The organism is Vibrio clamense (assembly GCF_050337905.1).
GTDB lineage: Bacteria > Pseudomonadota > Gammaproteobacteria > Enterobacterales > Vibrionaceae > Vibrio > Vibrio cortegadensis.
Genome location: NZ_JAKJTJ010000028.1, coordinates 53,271 through 77,467, shown reverse-complemented (window position 1 = coordinate 77,467; position 24,197 = coordinate 53,271). Strand labels below are relative to the sequence as shown.

The window sequence follows — 24,197 nt, the reverse complement described above, 5'->3', positions numbered from 1 at the left end:
TTTGTGAGCCAACTCTCGAACATTAACTTCCAAAAATGACACACTATTCGTAAGTTAATTATTTGATGCAGGGCTTTATATGACCACTACGACACGCTTTGAAACTGATGTCGTCATTATTGGCGGGGGTGCAACAGGAACCGGCATAATGCGAGATTGTGCTTTACGCGGTATTCCATGCATCCTTTTGGAAAAAGATGACATCGCCTCAGGAACCACAGGTCGAAATCACGGCCTGCTTCATTCAGGTGCGCGTTATGCGGTTACTGATCCTGAATCTGCTAGAGAGTGTATCCAAGAAAATCAGAACCTTAAGCGAATTGCGAAACATTGCGTCGAAGACACAAGTGGTCTTTTTATTACACTCCCAGAAGATGAATTATCCTTTCAATCACAGTTCATCTCTTCTTGTAACCATGCAGGGATTGAGACCGAACAACTGACACGCAAACAGGCTCTCGCGCTTGAACCTAACGTTAACCCTGATCTAATTGGCGCAGTCAAAGTACCTGATGGAACGCTCGATCCTTTTCGTTTATGTGCGTCAAATGTTCTAGATGCCAAAGAACATGGTGCTCGATTGTTCACTCATACAACGGTTACTTCGCTGATTCGTGAGGGCGATACGGTACTAGGAGTGCGCTGCCTCAACCTGCGCAATAATCATCAATTTGAGATCATCGCACGTGAGGTGATCAATGCTGCTGGGATCTGGGGACAAAATATCTGCGAGTATGCGGAACTCAATATCAAAATGTTCCCTGCAAAAGGGTCACTCTTGATCTTGGATTACCGAATCAACAATCTCGTCATCAACCGCTGTCGTAAACCTTCTGATGCCGACATTTTAGTGCCTGGCGATACCATCTCACTTATCGGCACCACATCTGAACATATCGACTATGACCAAATCGACGATCTCCATGTCACCAATAAAGAGGTCGATATTCTATTAGAAGAAGGCGCAAAACTGGCTCCAATCATGGCAAACACTCGCGTGCTAAGAGCCTATGCTGGTGTTCGCCCACTGGTGGCCGTTGATGATGATGGAAGTGGTCGCAATATTAGTCGAGGTATCGTTCTCCTAGACCATGCCGAGCGCGATGGGTTGAATGGCCTAACAACAATCACCGGCGGTAAGTTGATGACTTATCGACTCATGGCAGAACACGCTACTGATCTGATTGCTCATAAACTGGATAACTCTGCGCCATGTACTACTCACCTGCGCCCTCTTCCAGGCTCAAATGAAACGCCAAAACAGAAGAAACACACGGCAAGTCTGGCTAAACCTGTATATGAATCGGCAATTTATCGTCACGGAGAGCGCGCAGAAGCTTTCTTGTCGGATGATAAAAAAAGCCAAGCCGTCATTTGTGAATGCGAAATGGTCACCGCTGGCGAAATTGAATACGCGATTAAAAACCTTGATGTTCACAATCTTGTAGATCTAAGGCGCAGAACCCGTCTAGGGATGGGCCCATGCCAAGGTGAACTATGTACCTATCGTGCCGCAAGCCTATTTGAAGAATACGGCAATGCATCGGGTACTGAGTCTAGCCAACTGCTTAAACACTTTTTAGAAGAAAGATGGAAAGGGATCAAACCGATTTTTTGGGGCGATGCCCTTAGAGAAGCGGAATTCAGCTACTGGATTTATGAAGGCTTGTTTGGCACTGGCGATATTCCACCAGCGGTTCAACCACAAACAGAAGAAGATAAGAACACCGAGGTTAATCAAGACGAGATCAGCCTAAATAAATTAGGAGAAATGTATGATTCAATTTGATGTGGCGATTATTGGCGGTGGCGTTGCAGGTTATACGGCTGGGTTACGTTGTTTAGAAGCTGGCCTAAAAACAGTACTGGTTAGCCAAGGTCAAAGTGCCATGCATTTTTCATCAGGCTCCATTGATCTGCTTGGTCAAACCCCCGATCACCAAGCCGTTCAATTCCCATTAAATGAAATTAGGCAATTTCCACAGAACTTTCCGCTTCATCCTTACGCGAAGTTAGGTGCAGCGAAGGTTGAGAATGCACTCAATTGGTACCAACACAAGTTAACGCAACTTGGTTTACCTTTGCATCAACAAGCCAATGGTGAAAATCACTTTCGCATTACCCCTATGGGAACATTGAAAGCAACGTGGATGTCGCAACCTTTTGTACACCAAGTGACGACACAAGCGTCGAGTCTTGCATTCAAAAAAATAATGATGGTCTCTATTGAAGGGTTTCGTGATTTTCAACCACAGATTGCCGTCGACAATTTAGCAAAAGATCCGATGTTCAAAGGGATCGAAGTCTCTAGCTTGAATGTCTCTATCAACGCATTCAAAACCATGGAGCGTAACCCGCATGAACTTCGCTCTATCGACCTGTCTAGAGTGTTGAAAGATGAAAGTGAATTCAATGCGTTTGCCGATCAACTGATGACTCACGCAAGTCAAGATGACTTAGTTGTATTACCTGCCATTTTGGGTAACGGTGACGGTTTGGCCTTGATGACGAAACTCAAAGCCAGAACAGGACTCAATTTCCATGAAGTTCCCACCATGCCGCCATCACTACTAGGGATTCGCGTCGAAGAGACCATGAGCCAAGCTTTCATCCGTTTAGGCGGCACTCTTTTAAAAGGTGATTATGCGATTGGTGGAGAAATAAATGAGACCGAGAATGGCACTGAGTTGTCCATTTTAAACACTAAAAACCTGTCTGATTTACCTCTTAAAGCGGAACACTACATTCTTGCTTCTGGTAGTTTCTTCAGCAAAGGTTTAATCGCCGGGCATCAGGAGATAAGCGAGCCCGTATTTAACCTAGATGTTTGCCACGCAGGGCTTCGTGAAACTTGGCGTGAACACGATTTCTTCACCGATAAACGCCACTTATTCATGAGCTTTGGTGTTGAGACCGATCAACATTTCCGCCCTTCTATTGCAGGCAAAACGCTGAATAACGTTTACTGCGCGGGGGCCATCTTGGCTCACTACAATCCTGTAGTAGAAGGAAGTGGCAGCGGCGTTGCGATCAGTACCGCCCACTCCATCAGTGAAGCGATCATTCAGTCATACGACCATAGCTGTATAACAGATAACAGCTCTGTAACAGATAACAGCTTTAAAACTGATGAACCTGCACAGTACAAATCAGAACAGCCATCACCACAAAACGAACAAACAACAGATGAGGTGTGTTTATGAGCCAAGCCTTCATAGAAAACGCGTCTAAAGACACCAGCTTCGATCAATGCATTAAATGTACAGTATGTACGGTTTACTGCCCTGTTGCGAAAGCAAACCCTGATTTCCCGGGCCCAAAACAGTGCGGTCCAGATGGCGAACGCCTACGAATTAAGAGTGCCGACTATTACGATGATGTACTCAAGTATTGCACCAACTGCAAACGCTGTGAAACTGCCTGCCCGTCTGGCGTTAAGATTGGCGATATTATCGCGGTTGCGAGAGGAAAATACGAAAAAAGAAAACTTAACCCAAAAACGGTTAGAGATTTTGTGCTCAGCCATACCGATCTTTTTGGCTCCATAGCGACCCCTGTCGCGCCTATTGTTAATGCGGCCACGTCGATCAATATCGTCAAGAAAGTCATGCACAAAACCATTGGTGTACACGATCACAAATCGCTCCCGAAATATTCTCATGGTACGTTCCGTCGTTGGTTTAAGCAGAACTGTACGAGCCAACCGCTTTACCCAAGACAAGTCAGTTACTTTCATGGTTGTTTCGTCAATTATAACCATCCTCAACTTGGAAAAGATTTCATTAAAGTCATGAACGCGATGAGCATTGGTGTACGACTGCTTGATAAAGAGAAATGTTGCGGCGTACCTCTGATTGCCAACGGTTTTCATGATAAAGCGCGAAAAAATGCGCTACTCAATGTTGAGAATATGGAAAAAGTGGTTGAGACCTACCAAACTGAAATCCTCTCTACGTCTTCAACTTGCTCTTTTACACTCCAAACCGAGTACCCGCATGTGCTTGGTGTAGACAACAGTAAGGTTGCACAAAAAATCCAGTACGTCACACGCTTCCTTCTGAAAGAGTTCATGAGTGGTAACGCGCCAAAAATGAAGCCCATAAATAAACGTATTGTCTACCATACTCCATGTCACTTAGAGCGCAGCGGTGGCGTGATTTTTACCACTGAACTGCTCAAAATGATTCCAGGATTAGAAGTTATTATTCTTGATAGCGAATGTTGTGGGCTAGCCGGAACTTATGGATTCAAAGAGGAAAACTACGACACTTCAATGAAGATTGGCTCTCATCTGTTTGAGAAAATCAAATCATCAGAAGCGGACTATGCGATCACTGACTGCGAAACCTGTAAATGGCAGATAGAAGAGAATACTCAACTCGAAACAATTCACCCAATTAGTTTATTAGCCATGGCGTTAGCCGAGTAACCAAATAACTGAATTAGCAACATCTCAAAATACCGAAGCAAGAAGCATCCTTAGCGCGGCCATGGTTCATCAGTCATCCACGGCCGCCCTCTCTTATCTCTTATCTCTTATCTCTTATCTCTTATCATAATTAGGCTTAATTTTTCTCCTCTTCTACTGACTTATCTCACTATTTTCATAGAGCTTTTAGTCTATTTTCAGAGTCCATATCGCAACTATTCTTATTTCTATCAATAAGACGGTTTAATACGACAAATATGCAAAATTAACCCTAGACAGAGTGCGGATTATGAGGGTAATGTCACACGCATTTCACCCTCATTTTATTATGGTTAATAGGGAATAGCTCCTATGTAGGTCTACTACGAGCTAATAGCATTGAACGCAACATGCCAGAATAAATATAAAGCTTTGAAAGTAATCGAGAATTACTCATTCGAGGCACATCCGCATTCAATAAGCGAGGAACGTATGGTTCAAATAGTTATCGATGGTAAACATAGAATTGCCGAACAAGGGCAAACTTTACTCGAAGCAGCCAAAGTCTGTGGTGTCGACATTCCATCTTTATGCGGACTCAATAAAACAGCGGATAAAGTGCCCTGCGATCTTTGTGTCGTAGAAGTGGAAAGTGGCGGAACAAAACGTTCATGTGAGATTGAAGTCTATAATGGGCTCAATGTAATTACTCAATCTAAGGCTCTGAGCGCTCACCGAAAGAAAGCGCTAAACCGTATCATGACGGATCACTATGCAGATTGCGAAGCACCCTGTAAAACCGCCTGCCCTGCGGGTGTCGATATTCAATCATACCTATTCCATATCGCACAAAACGATCACCAAAAAGCAATCGAGGTCATCAAACGCACTCTTCCTATGCCTCTCTCAATTGGCCGCGTTTGTCCTGCTTTTTGTGAAACCGAATGTCGTCGAGGTTTGGTGGATGATTCCATCGCAATTCGACAACTTAAGCGACATGCCGCAGATGCCGATTTAGCCGCCCAAGAGAGCTATACACCACCGAAGAAAGCCGACAAAAATAAACGTGTGGCTATTGTGGGTAGTGGCCCTGGCGGATTAACCACGGGCTATTTTCTATCAAATGAAGGTTATTCAGTCACTGTATTTGAATCCATGCCTCAAGCGGGTGGTTGGCTGCGTTATGGCATTCCAGAATACCGCTTACCTAAAAGCATTCTCGATAAAGAGATAGAATTAATGTGCCGCAATGGCATGGTGATTGAGTGCAACAAAAAACTTGGTGTTGATTTTACCTTATCAAGTTTGAGTGAAGATTATGATGCCGTTTGTCTCGCGGTTGGTGCGTCTCAAGCGGTAGAGATGAATTACACCGGAAGCGAACTTGATGGTTGTTATCTTGGTGTTGACTACCTAAAAGATTATGTAACTGAACAGACTTATACTACGGGTAAAAAAGTCGCCATTATTGGAGGTGGTAATACGGCAATTGACTGCGCAAGAACGGCAGTACGTGATGGCGCAGACACTACACTCATCTACCGTCGAACTCGCGATGAAATGCCTGCAGAAGATTACGAAATTGAAGAAGCAGAACATGAAGGGGTGAAATTTCACTTTTTAACCAACCCCGTCGAAAACATGAGCGACGACAATGGCCATGTCAAAGAAGTTCGATTAGAGCGCATGAAGCTTGGTCCTGCAGACGCATCTGGCAGACGCAGTCCAAAACCAACGGGTGAATTTTTCACAGAAGCTTTTGATACGGTGGTTGCGGCAGTATCACAAAAGCCAGACCTGAGCTTTATGGATAACGAATCACTCGAAATTCCATTAACTCGCTGGAATACGGCGGACGCGAATCCGCAAACGATGCATAGCGGAACGAGCAACATATTCAGTATTGGTGATTTTCGTCGTGGCCCAGCCACCGCAGTCGAAGCCGTTGGTGATGGACGTATCGCAGCCGAAGCCATGGATCGCTTCTTCAATGGTGACATGGAAAATATCCCTGTTACTCCATTTAATTCACGTAAAGAGAAGAAGCTTAAGCAAATAGATCCGCTGCAATTTGAGAATCTACAAAAAGTCGCGCGTAAAATCATGCCGGAGCTCACCGCAGAACAGCGCGCACAGAGTTTTGATGAAGTAGAGACTGGCTTTGATAATGCTGATGCGATCGCTGAAGCAGCACGATGCTTAGAGTGTGGTTGCCAAGCCAATACTGATTGTGACCTTCGTGATTATTCGACCGAATATGGCGCAGTACAAACTTTCGACCATGCTATCGACATTCAATCGAACGACTACTGGCAAGAGAATCGCTGCAAAGAATCGCGTCAAAAATTCGAAGTCGATAGCAGTTCAGAATTTGTGATTTTCGATGCAAACCGCTGCATCAGTTGTGGTCAATGTGTACAAGCATGTCGAGATCAATCGGTGCACGGCATTCTAAGCTTTATGACCAATAAAGATGGAACGCCCGCTTCTCGACCTGAATGCCGTCCAAACTTTGGGGCAAATAAAACCTTAATGGGTGATTCTAACTGTGTTCAGTGTGGCGCTTGCATTCAAGCTTGCCCAACAGGCGCAATGACCGATGCTCGTGATCGTTCTCAAGGCCGAACCGAAGCATTGAAAGCGGTTGATACGATCTGCACTTATTGTGGTGTTGGCTGTAAGCTCACCATGTATGTGGACGAGCAACGCAATAAAATTCAGTATGTTGAAGGAGCAAACTCTCCAGTAAACGAAGGCATGTTGTGTGTTAAAGGACGCTTTGGCTTCGACTTTATCGCCGATGACAACCGCTTAACTACACCGCTCATCAGAAAAGATGGCTGGTTACAGCCTGCGAGTTGGGATGAAGCAATTACACTCGTCGCAGAGAAATTCAGTGCCATTAAAAATGGATTTGGTGGTAATGCCCTAGCTGGCTTCTCATCTGCCAAAACAACCAACGAAGATAACTATGCCTTCCAAAAGTTCATTCGTCGTGAGCTTGGAACGAACAATGTGGACCACTGTGCTCGGTTGTGTCACGCCTCAACCGTAACTGGCCTCGAAGCCTCGCTAGGAAGTGGCGCAATGACCAATGATATTCCAAGTATTAAACACTCGGATGTCATTTTCATCATTGGTTCAGATACCACTGCCGCTCACCCTATCATTGGGTCGCACATTAAACAGGCAGTGCGTCATCATGGAGCGCGATTGATCGTTGCAGATCCAAAACGTATTGATATTTCAGACCACGCGGAATTGTATCTAGCACACCGCCCCGGTACTGATGTGATGCTGATTAACGGGGTCATGCAGCAAATTATCAAACACGGTTGGTACGACCAAGAGTACATTGAAGATCGCGTCGATGGTTTTGATACCTTGCTGCAAGAGGTCATGTCACCTAGCTACGCTCTGGATAAAGTAGAGCTAGTGACAGGCGTTAAGGCAGACGATATTTTCGCAATGGCTCGTTTAATTGGTACTGCGGAACGCACCGCAGTTTACTACTCAATGGGGATCACTCAACATACAACAGGACACGATAACGTTCGTTCTATCGCTAACTTACAACTTCTTTGCGGTAATATCGGAATTGAAGGCGGTGGTATTAACCCATTACGCGGTCAGTCGAATGTTCAAGGTGCTTGTGACATGGGGGCTTTACCGAATAACTATCCGGGCTATCAGAAAGTATATAACCCATTAGTTCGCCAAAAATTTGCAATGGAATGGAACGCTCCAAACCTTCCTATCGAGTCTGGCTTAACCTTAACTGAAATTATTGACGCCGCATGTAAGCGTGAAGTGCGCGGTATGTACGTTATGGGTGAAAACCCGGTGTTGAGTGACCCTAACCAAGCGCACGTTATTGAGGGATTAGAAGCGTTAGATTTCTTGGTGGTACAAGATATTTTCTTAACTGAAACCGCTCAGTATGCGGATGTGGTCCTGCCCTCTTGCTCTTTTGCAGAAAAAGGCGGCCATTTTACCAATACCGAACGTCGAGTTCAGCGTATTAATCCTGCCGTAAAACCACCTGGCGAAGCAAAAGAGGACTGGGTGATCATCCAATCTATTGCTAATGCTATGGGCGGCGAATGGAATTACCAATACGTTTCAGATATTACAGACGAGATTGCCCGCGTAACACCACAATATGGCGGGTTACGTTGGGAGAACATCACCATTGATGGGATCCAATGGCCGAGTAACAAAAATAACCCTGAAGGCACTCGTATTATGCACCAAACTCAGTTTACTCGTGGGCGGGGTCAAATGGAGGCGATTCCATTCAGGTATGCCGCAGAACTGCCTGACGACGAATTCCCTCTTGTGCTTACAACAGGTCGCGTACTTGAACAGTTCCATACCGGCACGATGACTCGTAAAACAAAAGGACTGAACAACCTAGCCGGTCCACGTGCGATGATCAGTGTTGCTGATGCCGAAGCCCTTGGAATCAAGAACGGTCAACCACTAAGAGTATCGACTCGACGTGGTTCTATCGAAATAGATGCTTTTGTGACAAAACGAATGCAAAAAGGGGTGGTGTTTATTCCATTCCACTTTGTTGAGTCTCCTGTAAATAGACTTACAACCACTGCAACGGATCCTCACGCTAAGATCCCTGAGTTTAAAGTTGCAGCAGTGAAAGTCGAAGTGTTGGAGATGCAGCCACACTAAATTTTCCAAATTCATGACATAACGTAACATCACAAAGCCCAGCACCTGTTGGGCTTTCCCTTTTATGCTTTTTTATTAGACAAACTTTGCTTGCAAAATAGTCGCAAGATCGGTTTTTAACCACTTGAATCAAAACAATAAAATTTATTATTGACTCTTATCCAGAATACGTTAAAGTACGTCTCGTCTTCAGGGAGATGTCCCAGACAAAAGAATTTACGAAAATTGGAAACGTCTTTCGAGACAATGGTGCCGATTATCGCAATCAAGAATTGCGTGCCCTGGTGGTGGAATTGGTAGACACAAGGGATTTAAAATCCCTCGGCGTTCGCGCTGTGCCGGTTCAAGTCCGGCCCGGGGCACCATCTTTTAAAGCCTGTATTCTTTGAATTCAGCAATGCGACACTAGCTCAGCTGGTAGAGCGCAACCTTGCCAAGGTTGAGGTCACGAGTTCGAACCTCGTGTGTCGCTCCAAATTTCTCTAAGTAGAAAGCATAAGCCCTGATAGAAATGTCAGGGCTTTTTTGCATCTGGAATTGACCGGCTGAAAGCACAGTCTCGTTACGGTTAGGCTATGATGACAACTCGTGACCAGCCTCAGAATTAAAGAGATTGAATATTACCAAGATATTCAGGTTCGCAAGCAGGTTGATGTTCAGAAGCGGTTTGAGGCTGCCCCACGTTCTTCTTCAGCAAATGGATAAACTCACTTCTTGGCATCGGTTTATGGAAGTAGAAACCTTGTATGTATTTGACGCCCATTTTAGATAACACGGAAAGCTGAAGCTCGTTTTCAACACCCTCGACTATAAGCTTCATATCAAGAGACTTAGATAATTGGATCATCGATTCAAGCAAAGGTAGCCCAATGCTCGATTCATCAGTGATGTTTTTAACAAACACTCGATCTATTTTTAAGACTGAAAATGGAAATTGTCTAACAAAGTCTAATCCTGCGTACCCTGTCCCAAAATCATCAACGGCAATTTTCACCCCGAGTGCTGAGAATTTTTGAAGATTCAGGAGGATCTGCTTCATATTTTCTCCTGAGCACTCCCCATTTTCCGTAATTTCAAACACAATTTTTTGAAGCTCTTCAGTTTTTCCTTCAAAAATAGAGGTCACTTTGTCAAAAAACTGAGCGTTAGATGCTACTTTACGGCTTATGTTCACACTGACATAACGAGTTTCAAATAACTTAGGATTTTTATCTATCAGAGTGAGGGCTTCAGAGAGTACAAAGTAGGTAAGATCCTCGATTAAGCCTAAATTTTCAGCTAAAGGGATAAAAATAGCAGGTGATACCGCCCCTTCTATCGGATCATTCCATCTTAATAGAGATTCGCAACCCACCACTTCTTTGGAGCGTTGATCAACAATGGGCTGATAATGGACATGCAAGTGACCCTGATCTAACGCGTTGTTTAATGAAAAACCCAAACTTCTCTGAACAAGTCTTTTGTGTTGCTGAAAAACGATGGCAACGGTACTGACTCCTGCTATAAGAAATCCAAACCATATATAGTTCAACATATACTGAAAGTAATATAAGCCATCTATATACGAGGTGACAGAGAGTGGGTACTTCTTCGATTTAAACCGCTTATGAGATAAATAACGGCTGCTAACACTTGGATTAATATCCCTTCCGATGACTTCAACTTTAGTATGAATATCATCTTTTCCAAGTTCTGACTGAACAACGTCATAGATATATTTCGGCGGAATGAGAAGACTCACTCCACCATTCTTCCCATTTGTGAATATCAACATTATCGATTTCAGACCAGTAACGGCGGCTCTTGAATAAGATAGTGTCGTATTCGTAGCCTCTAAACGCCTCTCTATAGACTCAAATAGTTGAAAAGACACACTACCGTCAGTCGTTGAGCAATAGAAAAGGCCACTAGAATCAAATAAGGCAGCCTCTTTCACCATATGGGTGCCAAAAACACTTTGTCGTAACTCCTGAACCATTAATGGACACCCTTTTTCAGAGCTATCTTGAGCAATGAACTTTTGGAAATCCGACTTGATTGCATCTAGCTTAACTTCAACAGAATGGACAGCATTTAACGTCACATTTTCGTAGTGTACTGAGGCAAATGGAACAAGGAGAAGCATGGACATGAAAAAGGAAAAAAGGAAAAACAAGACGGTTTTCACACCATCATTATATTTAAATGATATTTGAGGAAATGGCATTGAGTTTCCTGAGTCTATTACGCTGGTAGAGATAAGGTGGACAATTTATTTTTACCTTACGATATACATTTAAACAATTTGTTCAAGAACTCAAAGGTAAAATTATGACTCAATCCATAAAATACGCAATTTTAGGCATAAAAAAACCCAAGCTTAAAAGCTCAGGTTTTTTATCAAAATCTGGAGGCGCCTCCCGGAGTCGAACCGAGGTCCACGGATTTGCAATCCGCTGCATAGCCACTCTGCCAAGGCGCCATATTTTTCAACGCGTTAGGGGATTCCCTTTGCGTTGAGGCATACTTTACGGATTGAGCGAACAGAGTCAAACAAAAAAGTGAAAATTAAATTTGTTTGATTGTATTTACCTCAACTTGCTGAAGCTTTGATCTGATCTGTTATTTATTGAACAGCAATACTTAAGTGATGGTTACCACTTTTTAATTAAACGCCCTACAATATTTGGATGATATGCCCAGTTATGATCAAACATCGACATCAACGCAGGGTTTCCATATTTAGACAAGCTCACAGCATGGAATCGATTCTTACGTGCTTTCAACTGCGCGACTTTCTTTAAAACCTCTTCAGGCTGCTTCGGCGCGATAAAGTCCGATAGAACAACTAAGTCAGCATTTCGATATTTATCACTACTCATCAGATCAATCGACTTGATCAGCACTGGTTCCAAATCTGTCCCGCCATGAAAACTGTAACTCAGAAAATCACTCGCCTCACGTAAGCCATCAGGCCGAGTAAGTTCATAAGTGATCTGTTCTGTAGAGAATAGAATGACATAGCATTCACGCTCTTCTGCTAGCGCGATTTGCATCAACGCATACGCCATCGCTTTTGCACACTGCTCAGGGAAGCCGCTCATTGAGCCAGAGGCATCAACACAAACGATAAAGGGCCCTTTCTCTACATCAAGCTGCTTATGTTCAGGCTTATGCGCTCTCACCTTACGTAAGGTGCGAGATTTGCCCTGCATACGATAGTTCATGAGACGTTTATCAACTAAATGTTTATAAAACACCACTTCAAGCTCTGGGTAGGCTAAAAACATGGTTTCATTTGGTAGAAGTTTATTTAAATCATCACTTTCATGAATGCCAACAATATCATCTGTCGCTTCATCACTTTTCTCTTCCACCATCTGCAGCTCTTCTGCTGGTGCTTTGTTTAAATCCGGATCATCCACCTGCCCAGCCATGCGACCAAGCTGCTCTGCGATCTCTTGTAATCCTTTATTCTTCTTTAAGAACTCAGCATGGCGTTTCATGACACTTAAATCAGTTCGGCTAAGCTTCGCAGACGCCATATCCCATAAGCGACCAACACTGCCTTCATCACCAGTATCTGTCACTTTATCCATGCTTTTCATGGTTTCCATTCGCTGATAAAGATCGGCTAACACTTTCTCTTTATTCACTTTAAGCTCAGACACTTGAGCTTGTTTAATCGCATCGGATAGACTTTTATACCACTGATCACAAAAGTAATGCGGGAACATGGGATTATTGATGGCTTTGTTTTTTTCAAGTAAGCGGCGGGCTTGAATATAGAAAGCAGAGTGCCACTCCAGCTCTTTTACGACGTCATTAATTTTTAAGAAAAATGTCGCTTCATCCCAATGGATCACTTCTTGATAAAGAGAAAGTTCATGCTGAAAACGTTCAGTTTCACATACTTTAGTGATGCGTTTTTTTACACTACCTCGCCACTTGTTCAAGTGGTTTTTGACTGAGCTTTTTACACCTTGATTTTCAGCCACCATCATCACTTGTGAACGTGCAAGTAGATCATTAACTGCGGTATCAATAATACCGGAGTCTGCAATCATCAGCGCTAAATTAAGTCCATCGGCTCCTAGCATGCTTACCCCTCTTACTCAAAAAAATGTTTCAGATTGATAATACGTTGCGCGATTTTTTCACTCTCTTTTTGAGTAGATTCAAGTAACTGAGAAACTAACTGCAAGCTCGATTCCATGGCAACAGGCAGCTCAGGGTCGATAAAGTTATGTGGAAGCGCTCCGTGGAAATTAGATTTCACAAGCCTTAAATGATGTTCTGCATTATGAAGCTGAGCTAAAGCTTGATCCGCTTTCGTGTTCCACTGCTGATAAACATTTTCATCCAATCCTTCAGTTGTCACCACGCTAACCAGCACTGCACGATTAGCAATATCTTTTATGACCAACTGATTTGAAGCATCGAGATCGAAACGTAAACGACACAAGCTAGTGTTCTGGTTTACATAGCCATAGACATCCCCATGCCCCTCTTTGACGACTCGTTCAAGTTCATCTTTAGGTACATAAACCCAACGGCTATCCCCCTTTTCAGACTCCGAGACAGAGAGGTTACTTTGCAGGAGAACCAGTTTGACTAAGTTGGTGGCATTCCCCACTTTGTACTGCTTCGCTTTCGATGTATCAAATTGGTACACCTCTTTGCGCAATAGGCCAGATGCAGCTTCCATTGTGAGTACTACGCCAAACTGTGCTTCTAGTTCTGCTTGAATATCCGCTAACTCTTCTTTACACAGTTCGATTTGTTGAGTCACCTCTTGCTGATCAAAAGCATACTGCAAGGCGAACTCTTTGATCACATCTCGTACCAAATCCCTTGATTCTGGGCTGTTCCATAAACAGTCTTGCAGAAGAAGTAAATCAAGAGGATTAATGGCATCTCTTCCATTAAAGAAAGCACTTGCTTTGAGAAGCTTGACGGCTTTTTTCCAGCGACGATCAGATACATACATGTCCGAGACAGAGGCATCAATGCCTTTAGACTCGATAGTTTTTTCCAACATGCTCTTTAACTGGAACAGTTTTTCGAAGCAATCATCCGTCAGTTCTAGTTTTTCAAGCTCAGCTTGCCACTGGTGGTATTCCGTATCGGTAATGGCTAACCCTTCAGGAATGATGGCTTCTTGCGTCGTACCGACGGTAAGCATTGATTTAAAGTTCTGCTTATTTTGAATTCGATTGACAAACACTCGCACTAACATTCGATCATAAAGTGCATCGAGACCGCTCTCTTCATCGGGAAGCTCGTTGGATGCCGAAACCAACAACCTCATTGGAACTCGTTCGATTTCACTGCCATTCTTAAATGTCTTTTCATTCACAACAGTGAGCAGTGTATTCAGAATGGCAGGCCCTGCTTTCCAAATCTCATCAAGAAATACGACTTGAGCCGTAGGAAGGTACCCTTCGGTTAAACGAACATAACGTCCATTATCTTTTAATTCTTGAATGCTTAATGGCCCAAACACCTCTTCCGGGGTAGAGAAGCGTGTCATTAAGTACTCAAAATAACTACTATTATCAAATGCTTGTATCAAGCGTTTGGCAATTAAACTTTTGGCAATACCCGGAGGACCGAGCAGAAACACACTTTCGCCAGCGAGCGCGGCCAGTAAGCAAAGCTTTATCGTGTCTTCTCGTTCGTAAACACCATCTGAAAGCGCAGCAGCAAGCTTATTAATACGTTCCGAAAGCAATGCCTTTTGTGCATGAGACGCTATCGAGGTGTTTATCATTCCGGAACTCCTTGGGGAATATGTACTTTATAAATGTATATAATAAATATATACATTTGTTATCACTTTGTTACAAGTGTAATTTAAAATTTGACTCGTACTTATATCAGATCTGTGTACCACGGAATTCACGGCAATCATAGTTTGCACTTTTGGGAACTACATCACCTACTGAGGTGGTCAGTTAACAACTTTTTTGCATTTTTTTGCTTTCGCTAAACGTTATTTATCGTTAAGGTTTCTGCTATCAACCCAAAATTGGGCAGCATGCTAGAAAAAGTGACCCTATTTGCATGAGCAAAATTATCCATAGATGGAAAAACATATCCCTCATTGAAGAAGATATCGCCCTCCCCAACGGCAATACGATTTCTCACACTATGATCCACCACCCCGGCGCTGCAGTTATTCTTCCTGTGACAGAAAGTGGCAACATTATTTTAATCAATCAATTTCGCCCTTCATTAAAAAAGTGGCTCTTAGAGCTACCAGCGGGAACGATTGAGCCGGGGGAGCAGCCTCTAGAATGCGCTAAACGAGAACTAGAAGAAGAGACTGGATTCAGTGGTGAAGAGTTCATTTCTCTTGGCCTTGTCACTCCTCTGGCTGGGTTTTGTGATGAAATACAGTACCTTTATGTTGCAAAACAACTCAGTGAGACTCGTCGCTACGCTTGTGATGATGACGAAATTATCGAGGTTGTGACATTGTCACTTGATGAGTTGGAAGATAAAATACGACAAGAAAGCATCACTGATGCCAAAACTATTGCATGTTTAAGTAAAGCCAAACTTTGCGGTTATATTTAGGAGAATTTAAATGGACTTTCGTTCGGACACAGTAACAAAACCTACACAATCAATGCGCAATGCGATGGCGAAAGCAGTAGTTGGCGACGATGTTTATGGCGATGATCCTACCGTTAATGAACTTGAAGAGTGGGTAGCAAAAGAGAATGGGTTTGAAGCGGCTTTATTTACCACGTCAGGGACTCAAGCAAACCTGCTTGCTCTTATGTCTCACTGTGAACGAGGTGATGAATATTTATGTGGTCAACAAGCCCACAACTACAAATTTGAAGCCGGGGGCGCAGCGGTATTGGGGTCAATTCAACCTCAACCGATTGAGAACAACCCAGATGGCACTCTAGATTTTAATAAACTAACGGCTGCGATTAAGCCTGACGACAGCCATTTTGCCCGAACTAAACTGCTAAGTTTAGAAAATACGATTAATGGCAAAGTGTTACCTATGAAGTATCTGGCTGAAGCACGAGAGTTTGTCGATTTTCATGGCTTACAACTTCACTTAGATGGCGCACGAGTCTACAACGCTGCGGCAGCATTAGATGTGGAAGTCAAAGAGATCGGCAAATACTTTGATTCTATGACGATCTGTCTATCCAAAGGGCTCGCGGCCCCAATTGGCTCACTGCTGCTTGGTAATAAAGCCTTTATCGCCAAAGCAAGACGTATTCGTAAAATGCTTGGTGGGGGTATGCGTCAAGCGGGTATTCTTGCGGCGGCTGGAAAATTAGCGCTCACGGAGCAAGTCCCACAACTCAAAATTGATCATAGCAATGCCAAAAAGCTCGCGCTTGGATTAGCGGCAATAGATGGGTTTCATGTTAACCCTGAATTTATCCATACCAACATCGTGTTTGCAAAATTGGATAGCACGGTTGATATCAAATCTCTCGCGCAGAAGCTGTCTCAGGATGGCATTACCATCAGCCCTGGCAATCCGGTTCGCTTTGTTACCCACAACGATATATCTGAGCGTGATATTGATACGGTACTAGAAAAAATTAAAGCCTATCGTTAAATCTCACTCTCTTTTTATAGAACGATGACTTGAGCTTCCCCTAAGGGGAGGCTTTAGTTTATTGTTCTATATTCTTAATGTGAGATTTTCATGACTAAACCTTTCCTGACTCATCTCGTTGCTTCTTTCTTTTATCTCACGTCATTGTCTACCACAGCGGCCTCTTTTGGAGACCCTAAACTTGGTAAGATAAAGTCGCCAAGCTGTGTATTCTGTCATGGACAAAATGGTATCGCGCAGAACAATACTTACCCCAATCTGAACAGCCAAAACCCACAATACCTTTTCAATGCCATGAAAGCTTATCAAAATGACCAAAGAACGGGCGATTACGCCAGCATGATGAAAACGCAACTTCAGCGTCTTAATGATCAAGATCTCAAAGATATTGCGGCTTTTTATTCTTCTCTACCTTGATTACGTTTCCTTCGTCCCTTAAACGAAAAAAGCCCCACCGAATAATCGGTAGGGCTTGGCGGTAAATAATCAAATTAGCCGGCAGTGGATGGTTTGATTTTATAGAAAATAGCAAATAGCACAGGTACTACAATCAATGTAAGTACCGTAGCAAAGCCAAGACCCGCCATAATCGTAACAGCCATTGAACCAAAGAACGCATCGAAGACAAGTGGAATCATGCCTAGTACGGTGGTCAATGCTGCCATTGAAACTGGTCGTACACGGCTAACCGCGCTATCAACCACAGCTAAGTAAGGATCCTTCCCACTCTCTAACTCGATATTAATTTGATCTAACAAAACAATACCGTTTTTCAAAATCATTCCACTTAAGCTTAGTAAACCTAAGAAAGCTGTAAAGCTAAATGGTAGATTTGAACCAAGTAAGCCTACCGATACACCAATAATGGCTAAAGGTACTGTGAACCATATAACAAGAGGCTTGCGCACCGAGTTAAACAACAGCATCGTAATGATGAACATCAACAAGTAGCCCATTGGTAATGAACCAAACAGAGATGTTTGTGCATCTTTTGAAGACTCGTACTCACCACCCCAGTCAATAACATAGCCATCAGGTAGATGAAGATCTTCGACTTTTGGTTGCACGCGTGCAAATAAGCTCGCCGCGGTATCATTACCCAAAACATTATGGTCAGCTAATACTGTTAGCGTACGTTTTCTGTCTTGACGCTGAATCAGTGGCTCAGCCCAACTTAACTTAACGCCATCGATCACTTGTTCTACCGGAATGTAAGTTTGAAGGGTTGGGCTCCAAATTTTTACATTACTTAGCGATTCAAAATCGACACGCTCACTTTCTGGCAAGCGAGCAACAATCGGCAGCATATGCGTACCATCACGCAACAGCCCGATGGAACTTCCTCCGAAGGACATTTGCAATGTTTCTGACAGATCTTGCTTTGAGATCCCTAAACGACGCGCTTTAGATTCATTAAACTGTGGAACCAGTTCCTTCGTTCTTTCGCGCCAGTCATGTCGAATGTTTCTAGAACCTGAGTCAGCAGCAAGAATATCTTCTACTTGAATCGCAATATCACGCAATATTTGTGGATCGGCACCGCTGATCCTTGCTTCAATTTTAGACGCAGGTGAAGGGCCAAACTCCATCAACTTAAATTGGAATGATGGCTGGTCAAATTTCGTGGCTAACTCTTTATCCAGCAAGTGCAATAGGTCAAACATATGCTCACGATCATTCATTCGCACTTGTAGCTGACTGTATGCTTCGTAGCTTTTTTCTGGTTGATAGGTTAGTGCAAAACGCTGTAGCCCTTGTCCTGTCGAAGTAGTAACAAATTCAACATTATCCTGCGCACGAATATAACGCTCGACTTCTTTACTTTGCTTCGATGTTTCACGGATATCAGTACCTTCAGGCATCCACATATCAATGTAGAACATCGGTGTATTTGAAGGCGGGAAGAATTGTTGTTTCACTTGTCCAAACCCAATAATGGAGACGACCAGCAATCCAACCATTGAAACAACCGTAAGCCATCTGAATCGTAATGCAAATGTCAGCATGGATTTAAATAGAGTGAATAGTGCCCCTTTATATGGGTCTATTTCTTCATCGCCATCTTGTGGTTTTTCATCTTTAAATAATAGATTTGCCAACAGCGGAGTGATGGTTAATGCAGTCACCCAACTTAGGAAAAGCGAATAGCATAGTACCCAGAAAAGATCGCCAAGGAACTCACCTGTCGCATCTTCAGACAAACCGATTGGAGCGAACGCAGTAATGGCAATAATCGTTGCACCAAGCAGTGGCCATTGTGTCTGTTTTACGATCTCATTAGCAGCTTGGACCTTCGTACGTCCTTTCTTAATGCCGACAAGGATGCCTTCAACAACAACGATAGCATTATCAACCAACATCCCTAGAGCAATAATCAAAGCACCAAGTGAAATCCTGTGCAGTTCGATATTATTCCACTTCATCAGAATGAAGGTGCCCATTACGGTCAGTAGTAATACCGAACCAATGATGATGCCGCTTCGAAGCCCCATAGCAAAAAGCAGAACGATGATCACAATAGCGACAGCTTCAGCTAAGCTGATAACAAAATCTTTAACCGATTGGTCAACTTCCGCCGATTGATTGTAAAAATAATTTAGCTCTACACCCGCTGGGCGAATGTTTTCAAGTGTTTGAAGCTCTTTGCTAAGCGCATTACCAACTTCAACAACGTTAACCCCTGAACTGAATGATATACCAAGGTTGATCGCTGGTTTACCGTTATAAGTGACGATATTTGACGGCTTTTCTTGAATACCACGTGACACTTCTGCAACGTCTTTTAGGCGAATTAAGTTACCTGTATCACGCCCGTGAATGATCAGCTCTTCTAATTCTTCAACCGTGCTCATGCTGCCATTTGGTCGAATGGTAAGTTTTTGTCCATTGAGCATGACTTCACCAGCAGATTGAACACTATTTTGCTGATTCAATAAATTGTTCACGATGGACATGTCTAAATTGACCGCGGCAAGCTTCTCTAATGAGATCTCAACGAAAAGCTGCTCTTGTTGATCACCAGCTATACTCACTTTACCCACGCCCTCGACAAGTTCAATTTCGCGCGTTAGGTAATCGGCATATTGCTTAAGTTCAACATAGTCAAAGTCATCGCCCGTTAGCATGATCATCACGCCGTAAACATCACCAAAATCATCCATGACTTGTACAGAAGTGACACCAGATGGCAATGCAGGTCGAAGATCGTTGACCTTACGACGCATTTCATCCCAAATTTGAGGAAGTTCGTCTGGGCCATACTCCATCTTCATGCTCACCATCATTTGTGACATGCCGTTTGATGACGTTGATGTAATTTTATCTATGTACGGCAACTGACGGATCGCTTTTTCCAGCGGATATGTCAGCTCTTCTTCTACCTCTTGAGACGTTGCTCCCGGGTAGTTTGCAATGATCATTGCGTCTTTAATGGTAAATGCTGGGTCTTCTAAACGACCTAGATCTGAAAATGAAACCACACCACCAATCGCTAATATAACGATAAATAACCAACTGATTACTTTGTTACGAATCGAGTACTCTGCGATAGTCATTGAGCAGCTCCTTTTAATTCCATGCCTTGACGAAGTTTTCTTAGATTAGACGTCACTAATACGTCTCCTTGAGTAATGCCAGATTCAACAATGACACCCTGACTGGTCGTTTCTTCAACGCCAACTTTCACTTTTTCAACCGCTCCATTGACCATTTTCCAGACAAAGAACTCACCCTCTTCTCTCCCTGCATCCAATGCTGTCATCGGCAACTGATATCCCTGAACAGTACTCAAGCCCGCTTTCATCATATCGACAGTGACAGTTGCACTTGTTCCAGGCATGATCATCGGGGAAACTTGCGGCATTTGTAGCCAAAATTCATAAGTTTGGGACTGAGGATGTAACTCACTCGTGTGCTCTAAATATTTCATCGGATAAGCTTGGTCAACCCCTGAGAATCGAACGCTAGGTTGATAGCTTTCTGAATTAACTTCTGGGTTTAGCATCGCCAAAACGCTGTCTGAAATTTGAATGCGTACGTAAACCGTGTCGTTTTTATATAGAGTAGCGACCACTTCACCTGCTGCTGTATTTTCAAAATTGTCTTTTGGAACGTCAGACACTAATCCATCAAATGGCGCACGTAGTTGTGTGTATTTGATGGCCATTTCCGCCGCTTTCAAGTTTGCAGACATCAATTTATAGTTCGCAGTCAATTCATCTAGTTCAGCTTTTGAGACCATCTCATTACGGTATAAGTCGTTGCCACGCTTCAGTTGGCGACTTGCTAGGTTTAATTGAGATTTCGCATCTTTTAGATTCTGCTTAGCTTTTTGATCGTCTAAAGTAGCAATGACTTGGCCTTTTTTAACAAATTGTCCAGGTTGAACAGCAACTTGATTGATTTCTCCTTCAATACGAAAGGATAAAGACGTTAACTCAGCCGCAACTACTTGGCCGTTAAAGCTGCGATACTGGCTCTCTAAAGGCGCATCGACGGTTAACGTTGAAACTTGTAATAGAGGTGACGGAGCAACAACATCTGCATCTGAACAACCTTGAAGGCCAGTCAGTGCCAGCATTAATACAGATAATGAACCTATTTTTTTCACGTTATACGACATTAGATTCCACCTTCTCGTTGCCATACTTTCACTTGCTGTCCTTCCGAAATGTCACTAACGCCAGCAACAACGATGAGGTCACCCTGCTTCAAGCCATCTAATACGTAACCTTCGTCATCAAGCATCACTTGGGTCTTCTCTACTTGCTTGCTTTCACTATCAAAAAGCCAAAGTGTTCCTTTATCACTGGTTTTCGTGATCCACGCCGAATCCATAATCTTGAACCCTGAGCTTCTTTCACTATTCACTACTTGCACTTGTCCAGTCATGCCAGACAACAGGTTAATACCTTCAGGCTTAGTGATGCTAACAACCGCGGTATAGCTGTTTGTATCTTGATCGGCCTGAGTAGAGATCTCTTTGAAATTTGCAGGGATAAGGTGGGTCAAATGGCTATCCATTCGAACAAAAAGCTGCGTCTTTTTAATTGCGGATAAACCATTCTTTTCTACGTATTTCACCGGAATGCTGAACGTCACGTCCATCTTTACATTATTGATGAGGTTCAACACCACTTGCTTAGGCGCAACAAGTTCATGTGCTTTGCTGAAATCAAGTGATACAACACCATCAAAAGGAGCAGAAATTGTCGTGTAACTCAAGTCTGTTTTCGCTTGCTCAAGGGACACTAAAGCAGCCTGGTAAGACGTTTCTGTTTGGTCAAAAGAATCGGTACTGATCAACTTCTTTCTGTACAGTTTCTCCGCTCTGTCGAATCGCGTTTTAGCCAGATCAAACTGAGCTTGTTTCGCATCTAGCGCAATTTGGAAGTCCGTAGGATCAAGCTGTGCTAACACCTGCCCTTTCTCAACTATCTCACCCATTCTTACTGGCACTGACTCAATTTCACCAGCGACTTGAAACGATAATTCTGCGCGCTCAGTGGCACCAATTTTCGCTAAGAAATTATCCGTATGCTGGCTAGATAGATCTGGAACCGTGATGAGTTTCACTGGCTTAATAATATTTTTTTGTGGTTCTGAGTTTGCTTGATTGCAGCCAACCATAAAAAAACTCAGAGCAATCACTGCCGTCAATTTCAGCTGACTACTAAATAACGATGGGGAGTTAATCATAACGAAATCCAATACGTTCAGGTTTATTATACATGCGGGCAGTATATAGTTATTTATGTTCAGATCAAGTATACTTTCCACCTGTGCAGTAATTATTTTTATGAAAAATATTGTGAAATCTGATAAAAAGACAGCTTAGATGATAAGAAGGTTCGTATGACGGAAAGAAAACAAGGTCGCCGCTGTGCTCTGGCGGCAGAAGAGACAAAGCATCAAATCATTACCGTTGCCGCTCAAATGTTTTGTGAGCTCGGGTATGAGCGTGTTTCACTAAGAAATATCAGTGAGAAAGCTGGCGTTTCACACAGTTTGATCCGTCATCATTTTGGCAGCAAAGAGAACATTTGGTACTCCATTAGTGACTCTTTACATGAGTATATGCTGGCGTATATGAAGCATATTCTTCAAGAAATGCCACAAGGATTGACCGCAAATACAACGCTCTATCTATTTATAACTAGAATGCAAGCACACATGCTCATTAGAAAAGAGCCAATCCAGTTTATCGCTGATGCTGTGAGGCAGGCCGGAGAGCTATTAGACTACTTTATTGATAGCGTGGGTGAAATTGAAGCGGTGGTGTATAAGCTTGAGGCTGACTATAACCGAGATTTTCCGGAAACGCCGATCCGCATAGAAGAGATAAAGTGGCAATCCATCATGTCTGCGCACGCCGCTGCGAGTCTCACTCCATTCATGAAAGAGACTTGGGCCAACGAAACAACTTGTGAATCACAATGTTTACTTAATCACTGGCAGATTTTTAATCAAAGTATGGTTAGAAAACTCCATATTGCCCCGCAAGATGAACTGAAACCGACCTCACTTAATGAGATAGTTTATGAAGTAGAATGCAAGATGAACTGTAACCGAAAATCGGACTTATCCGAGTGATTTTCGATAAAATGGTACCGCGAGATGTTCAAGAATAAAAAATATTCCTGATCTAAACTCATGCTCAGCTGCCAAGGTAACTCAGAGATTGGTTTGCCTACTTTTGATAACAACGTGTTAGTTTCAACTGTGACAATTTCATTACCCAACGTACTAATGAGATGATCTAATCCTTCGACATAAATTAAAATCAATTTAACTCGTTTTATATCGATGCCACTTTACGTATATTTCAAATAATGTCGCTTGAATCTGTCGTTCACCGTCATAAATATGAAAAATCATTTAACTCCTGTGCCAACACGCAAAAAGTGACCATTACGTTCAATTATAAGTGAGCCGTAATTTGTTAGGTTTGGTATGATATTTAATGGTACTAATTATTATGTATATATTTCTTTATGTAGAAATATCAGGCTTTTATATAACTAAAGTCAAATTACAAACCAATCAATTTATCAGCTTGGAATATAAATAATGGCACGCAATAAAGATAAAAAAAGTGGTAAAGGATCCGCTGGGCAAAATAGAAAGCAAAGTGAAGATTTTCTTGTCAAATATCAACAAAAATCGGACGTCACGATGACTGATTCCGGCTTAATGTATCGCGTGATTGAAGCTACGAATGAACGCAAACCAACAATGGATGATAGTGTTGAGGTTCATCAAAGAATTCTGTTAACTGACGGGAAAATTATCGCAGATACATACAAGACCAACAGCCCAGAAAAATTTAGTGTGGAAGAAGCAATCGACGGATTAACCGAAGGACTACAATACATGGCATTAGGTTCTCGCTATGAATTTGTAATCCCGCCAGATTTGGCGTGGGGGAAAAAGGGAAATCGCAGTAGCATTGGACCGAATGCTGTTTTAACTATCGATATCCGCTTATTGGATATATTTTAATCCACTGGTGGATATAACGAAACG

General features: G+C 42.9%; 15 protein-coding genes and 3 tRNA genes. 11 read left to right on the top strand and 7 right to left on the bottom strand.

Annotation, left to right across the window (positions count from 1 at the left end; translation table 11 throughout):
* Positions 1–79: 79 nt before the first annotated feature.
* The 6 genes from glpA (at position 80) to L4C39_RS16025 (ending at position 9,572) form a co-directional block, all read left to right on the top strand.
* Positions 80–1,789, top strand: coding sequence for an anaerobic glycerol-3-phosphate dehydrogenase subunit A (glpA, locus tag L4C39_RS16050; protein WP_371730810.1), 1,710 nt, complete (start codon positions 80–82; stop codon positions 1,787–1,789).
* Positions 1,776–3,203: a glycerol-3-phosphate dehydrogenase subunit GlpB gene (glpB, locus tag L4C39_RS16045; protein WP_429746885.1), complete on the top strand. Its 1,428-nt coding sequence runs from the start codon at positions 1,776–1,778 to the stop codon at positions 3,201–3,203. Before glpA ends, glpB begins: the two co-directional genes overlap by 14 nt.
* Positions 3,200–4,429, top strand: a complete 1,230-nt coding sequence (gene glpC / locus L4C39_RS16040; RefSeq protein WP_113797894.1) for an anaerobic glycerol-3-phosphate dehydrogenase subunit GlpC — start codon at positions 3,200–3,202, stop codon at positions 4,427–4,429. The genes glpB and glpC overlap by 4 nt, the downstream gene beginning before the upstream one ends.
* A 471-nt stretch (positions 4,430–4,900) precedes the next feature.
* Positions 4,901–9,097 carry a formate dehydrogenase subunit alpha gene (fdhF, locus tag L4C39_RS16035; protein WP_429746883.1) on the top strand — a complete coding sequence of 1,399 codons (4,197 nt, stop codon included), beginning with the start codon at positions 4,901–4,903 and terminating at the stop codon, positions 9,095–9,097.
* Positions 9,098–9,375: 278 nt separating this feature from the next.
* Positions 9,376–9,462, top strand: a tRNA-Leu gene (locus L4C39_RS16030).
* A 34-nt stretch (positions 9,463–9,496) separates the two neighbouring features.
* Positions 9,497–9,572, top strand: a tRNA-Gly gene (locus L4C39_RS16025).
* 129 nt (positions 9,573–9,701) lie between these two features.
* Here L4C39_RS16025 and L4C39_RS16020 read toward each other — a convergent pair.
* The 4 genes from L4C39_RS16020 to L4C39_RS16005 form a co-directional block, all read right to left on the bottom strand.
* Positions 9,702–11,303, bottom strand: coding sequence for an EAL domain-containing protein (locus tag L4C39_RS16020; protein ID WP_429746881.1), 1,602 nt, complete (start codon positions 11,301–11,303; stop codon positions 9,702–9,704).
* Between the two features lie 181 nt (positions 11,304–11,484).
* Positions 11,485–11,558: transfer RNA gene (locus L4C39_RS16015), tRNA-Cys, on the bottom strand.
* Positions 11,559–11,730: 172 nt separating this feature from the next.
* Entirely contained in the window at positions 11,731–13,176 is a 1,446-nt protein-coding gene (gene viaA / locus L4C39_RS16010; protein WP_113797888.1) for an ATPase RavA stimulator ViaA, read from the bottom strand.
* A gap of 11 nt (positions 13,177–13,187) precedes the next feature.
* Positions 13,188–14,849, bottom strand: coding sequence for an ATPase RavA domain-containing protein (locus L4C39_RS16005; RefSeq protein WP_261889800.1), 1,662 nt, complete (start codon positions 14,847–14,849; stop codon positions 13,188–13,190).
* Between the two features lie 293 nt (positions 14,850–15,142).
* Between L4C39_RS16005 and L4C39_RS16000 the strand changes: the two genes are divergently transcribed.
* From L4C39_RS16000 to L4C39_RS15990, 3 genes are all read left to right on the top strand, one after another.
* Positions 15,143–15,658 carry an NUDIX hydrolase gene (locus L4C39_RS16000; RefSeq protein WP_017053117.1) on the top strand — a complete coding sequence of 172 codons (516 nt, stop codon included), beginning with the start codon at positions 15,143–15,145 and terminating at the stop codon, positions 15,656–15,658.
* A 10-nt stretch (positions 15,659–15,668) separates the two neighbouring features.
* The gene (ltaE, locus tag L4C39_RS15995; protein WP_113797885.1) at positions 15,669–16,673 is read left to right on the top strand and encodes a low-specificity L-threonine aldolase; all 1,005 of its coding nucleotides are present in this window, start codon (positions 15,669–15,671) and stop codon (positions 16,671–16,673) included.
* Between the two features lie 90 nt (positions 16,674–16,763).
* On the top strand, positions 16,764–17,090 hold the full coding sequence (locus tag L4C39_RS15990; RefSeq protein ID WP_113797883.1) for a c-type cytochrome: 327 nt from the start codon (positions 16,764–16,766) through the stop codon (positions 17,088–17,090).
* A gap of 74 nt (positions 17,091–17,164) precedes the next feature.
* On the opposite strand, the gene L4C39_RS15985 is transcribed toward L4C39_RS15990, so the two are convergent.
* From L4C39_RS15985 to L4C39_RS15975, 3 genes are read right to left on the bottom strand one after another with little or no spacing between them, the layout of a single operon-like run.
* Entirely contained in the window at positions 17,165–20,227 is a 3,063-nt protein-coding gene (locus tag L4C39_RS15985) for an efflux RND transporter permease subunit (protein ID WP_429746877.1), read from the bottom strand.
* The gene (locus L4C39_RS15980) at positions 20,224–21,294 is read right to left on the bottom strand and encodes an efflux RND transporter periplasmic adaptor subunit (protein ID WP_429746875.1); all 1,071 of its coding nucleotides are present in this window, start codon (positions 21,292–21,294) and stop codon (positions 20,224–20,226) included. The genes L4C39_RS15985 and L4C39_RS15980 overlap by 4 nt, the downstream gene beginning before the upstream one ends.
* Positions 21,294–22,370 (bottom strand): efflux RND transporter periplasmic adaptor subunit, encoded by a 1,077-nt coding sequence (locus tag L4C39_RS15975; protein ID WP_429746873.1) that lies wholly within the window; start codon positions 22,368–22,370, stop codon positions 21,294–21,296. Before L4C39_RS15975 ends, L4C39_RS15980 begins: the two co-directional genes overlap by 1 nt.
* Positions 22,371–22,526: 156 nt before the next feature.
* Between L4C39_RS15975 and L4C39_RS15970 the strand changes: the two genes are divergently transcribed.
* Positions 22,527–23,264: a TetR/AcrR family transcriptional regulator gene (locus tag L4C39_RS15970; protein WP_113797875.1), complete on the top strand. Its 738-nt coding sequence runs from the start codon at positions 22,527–22,529 to the stop codon at positions 23,262–23,264.
* A 477-nt stretch (positions 23,265–23,741) separates the two neighbouring features.
* Positions 23,742–24,173: an FKBP-type peptidyl-prolyl cis-trans isomerase gene (locus L4C39_RS15965; protein ID WP_429746871.1), complete on the top strand. Its 432-nt coding sequence runs from the start codon at positions 23,742–23,744 to the stop codon at positions 24,171–24,173.
* Positions 24,174–24,197 lie beyond the last annotated feature (24 nt).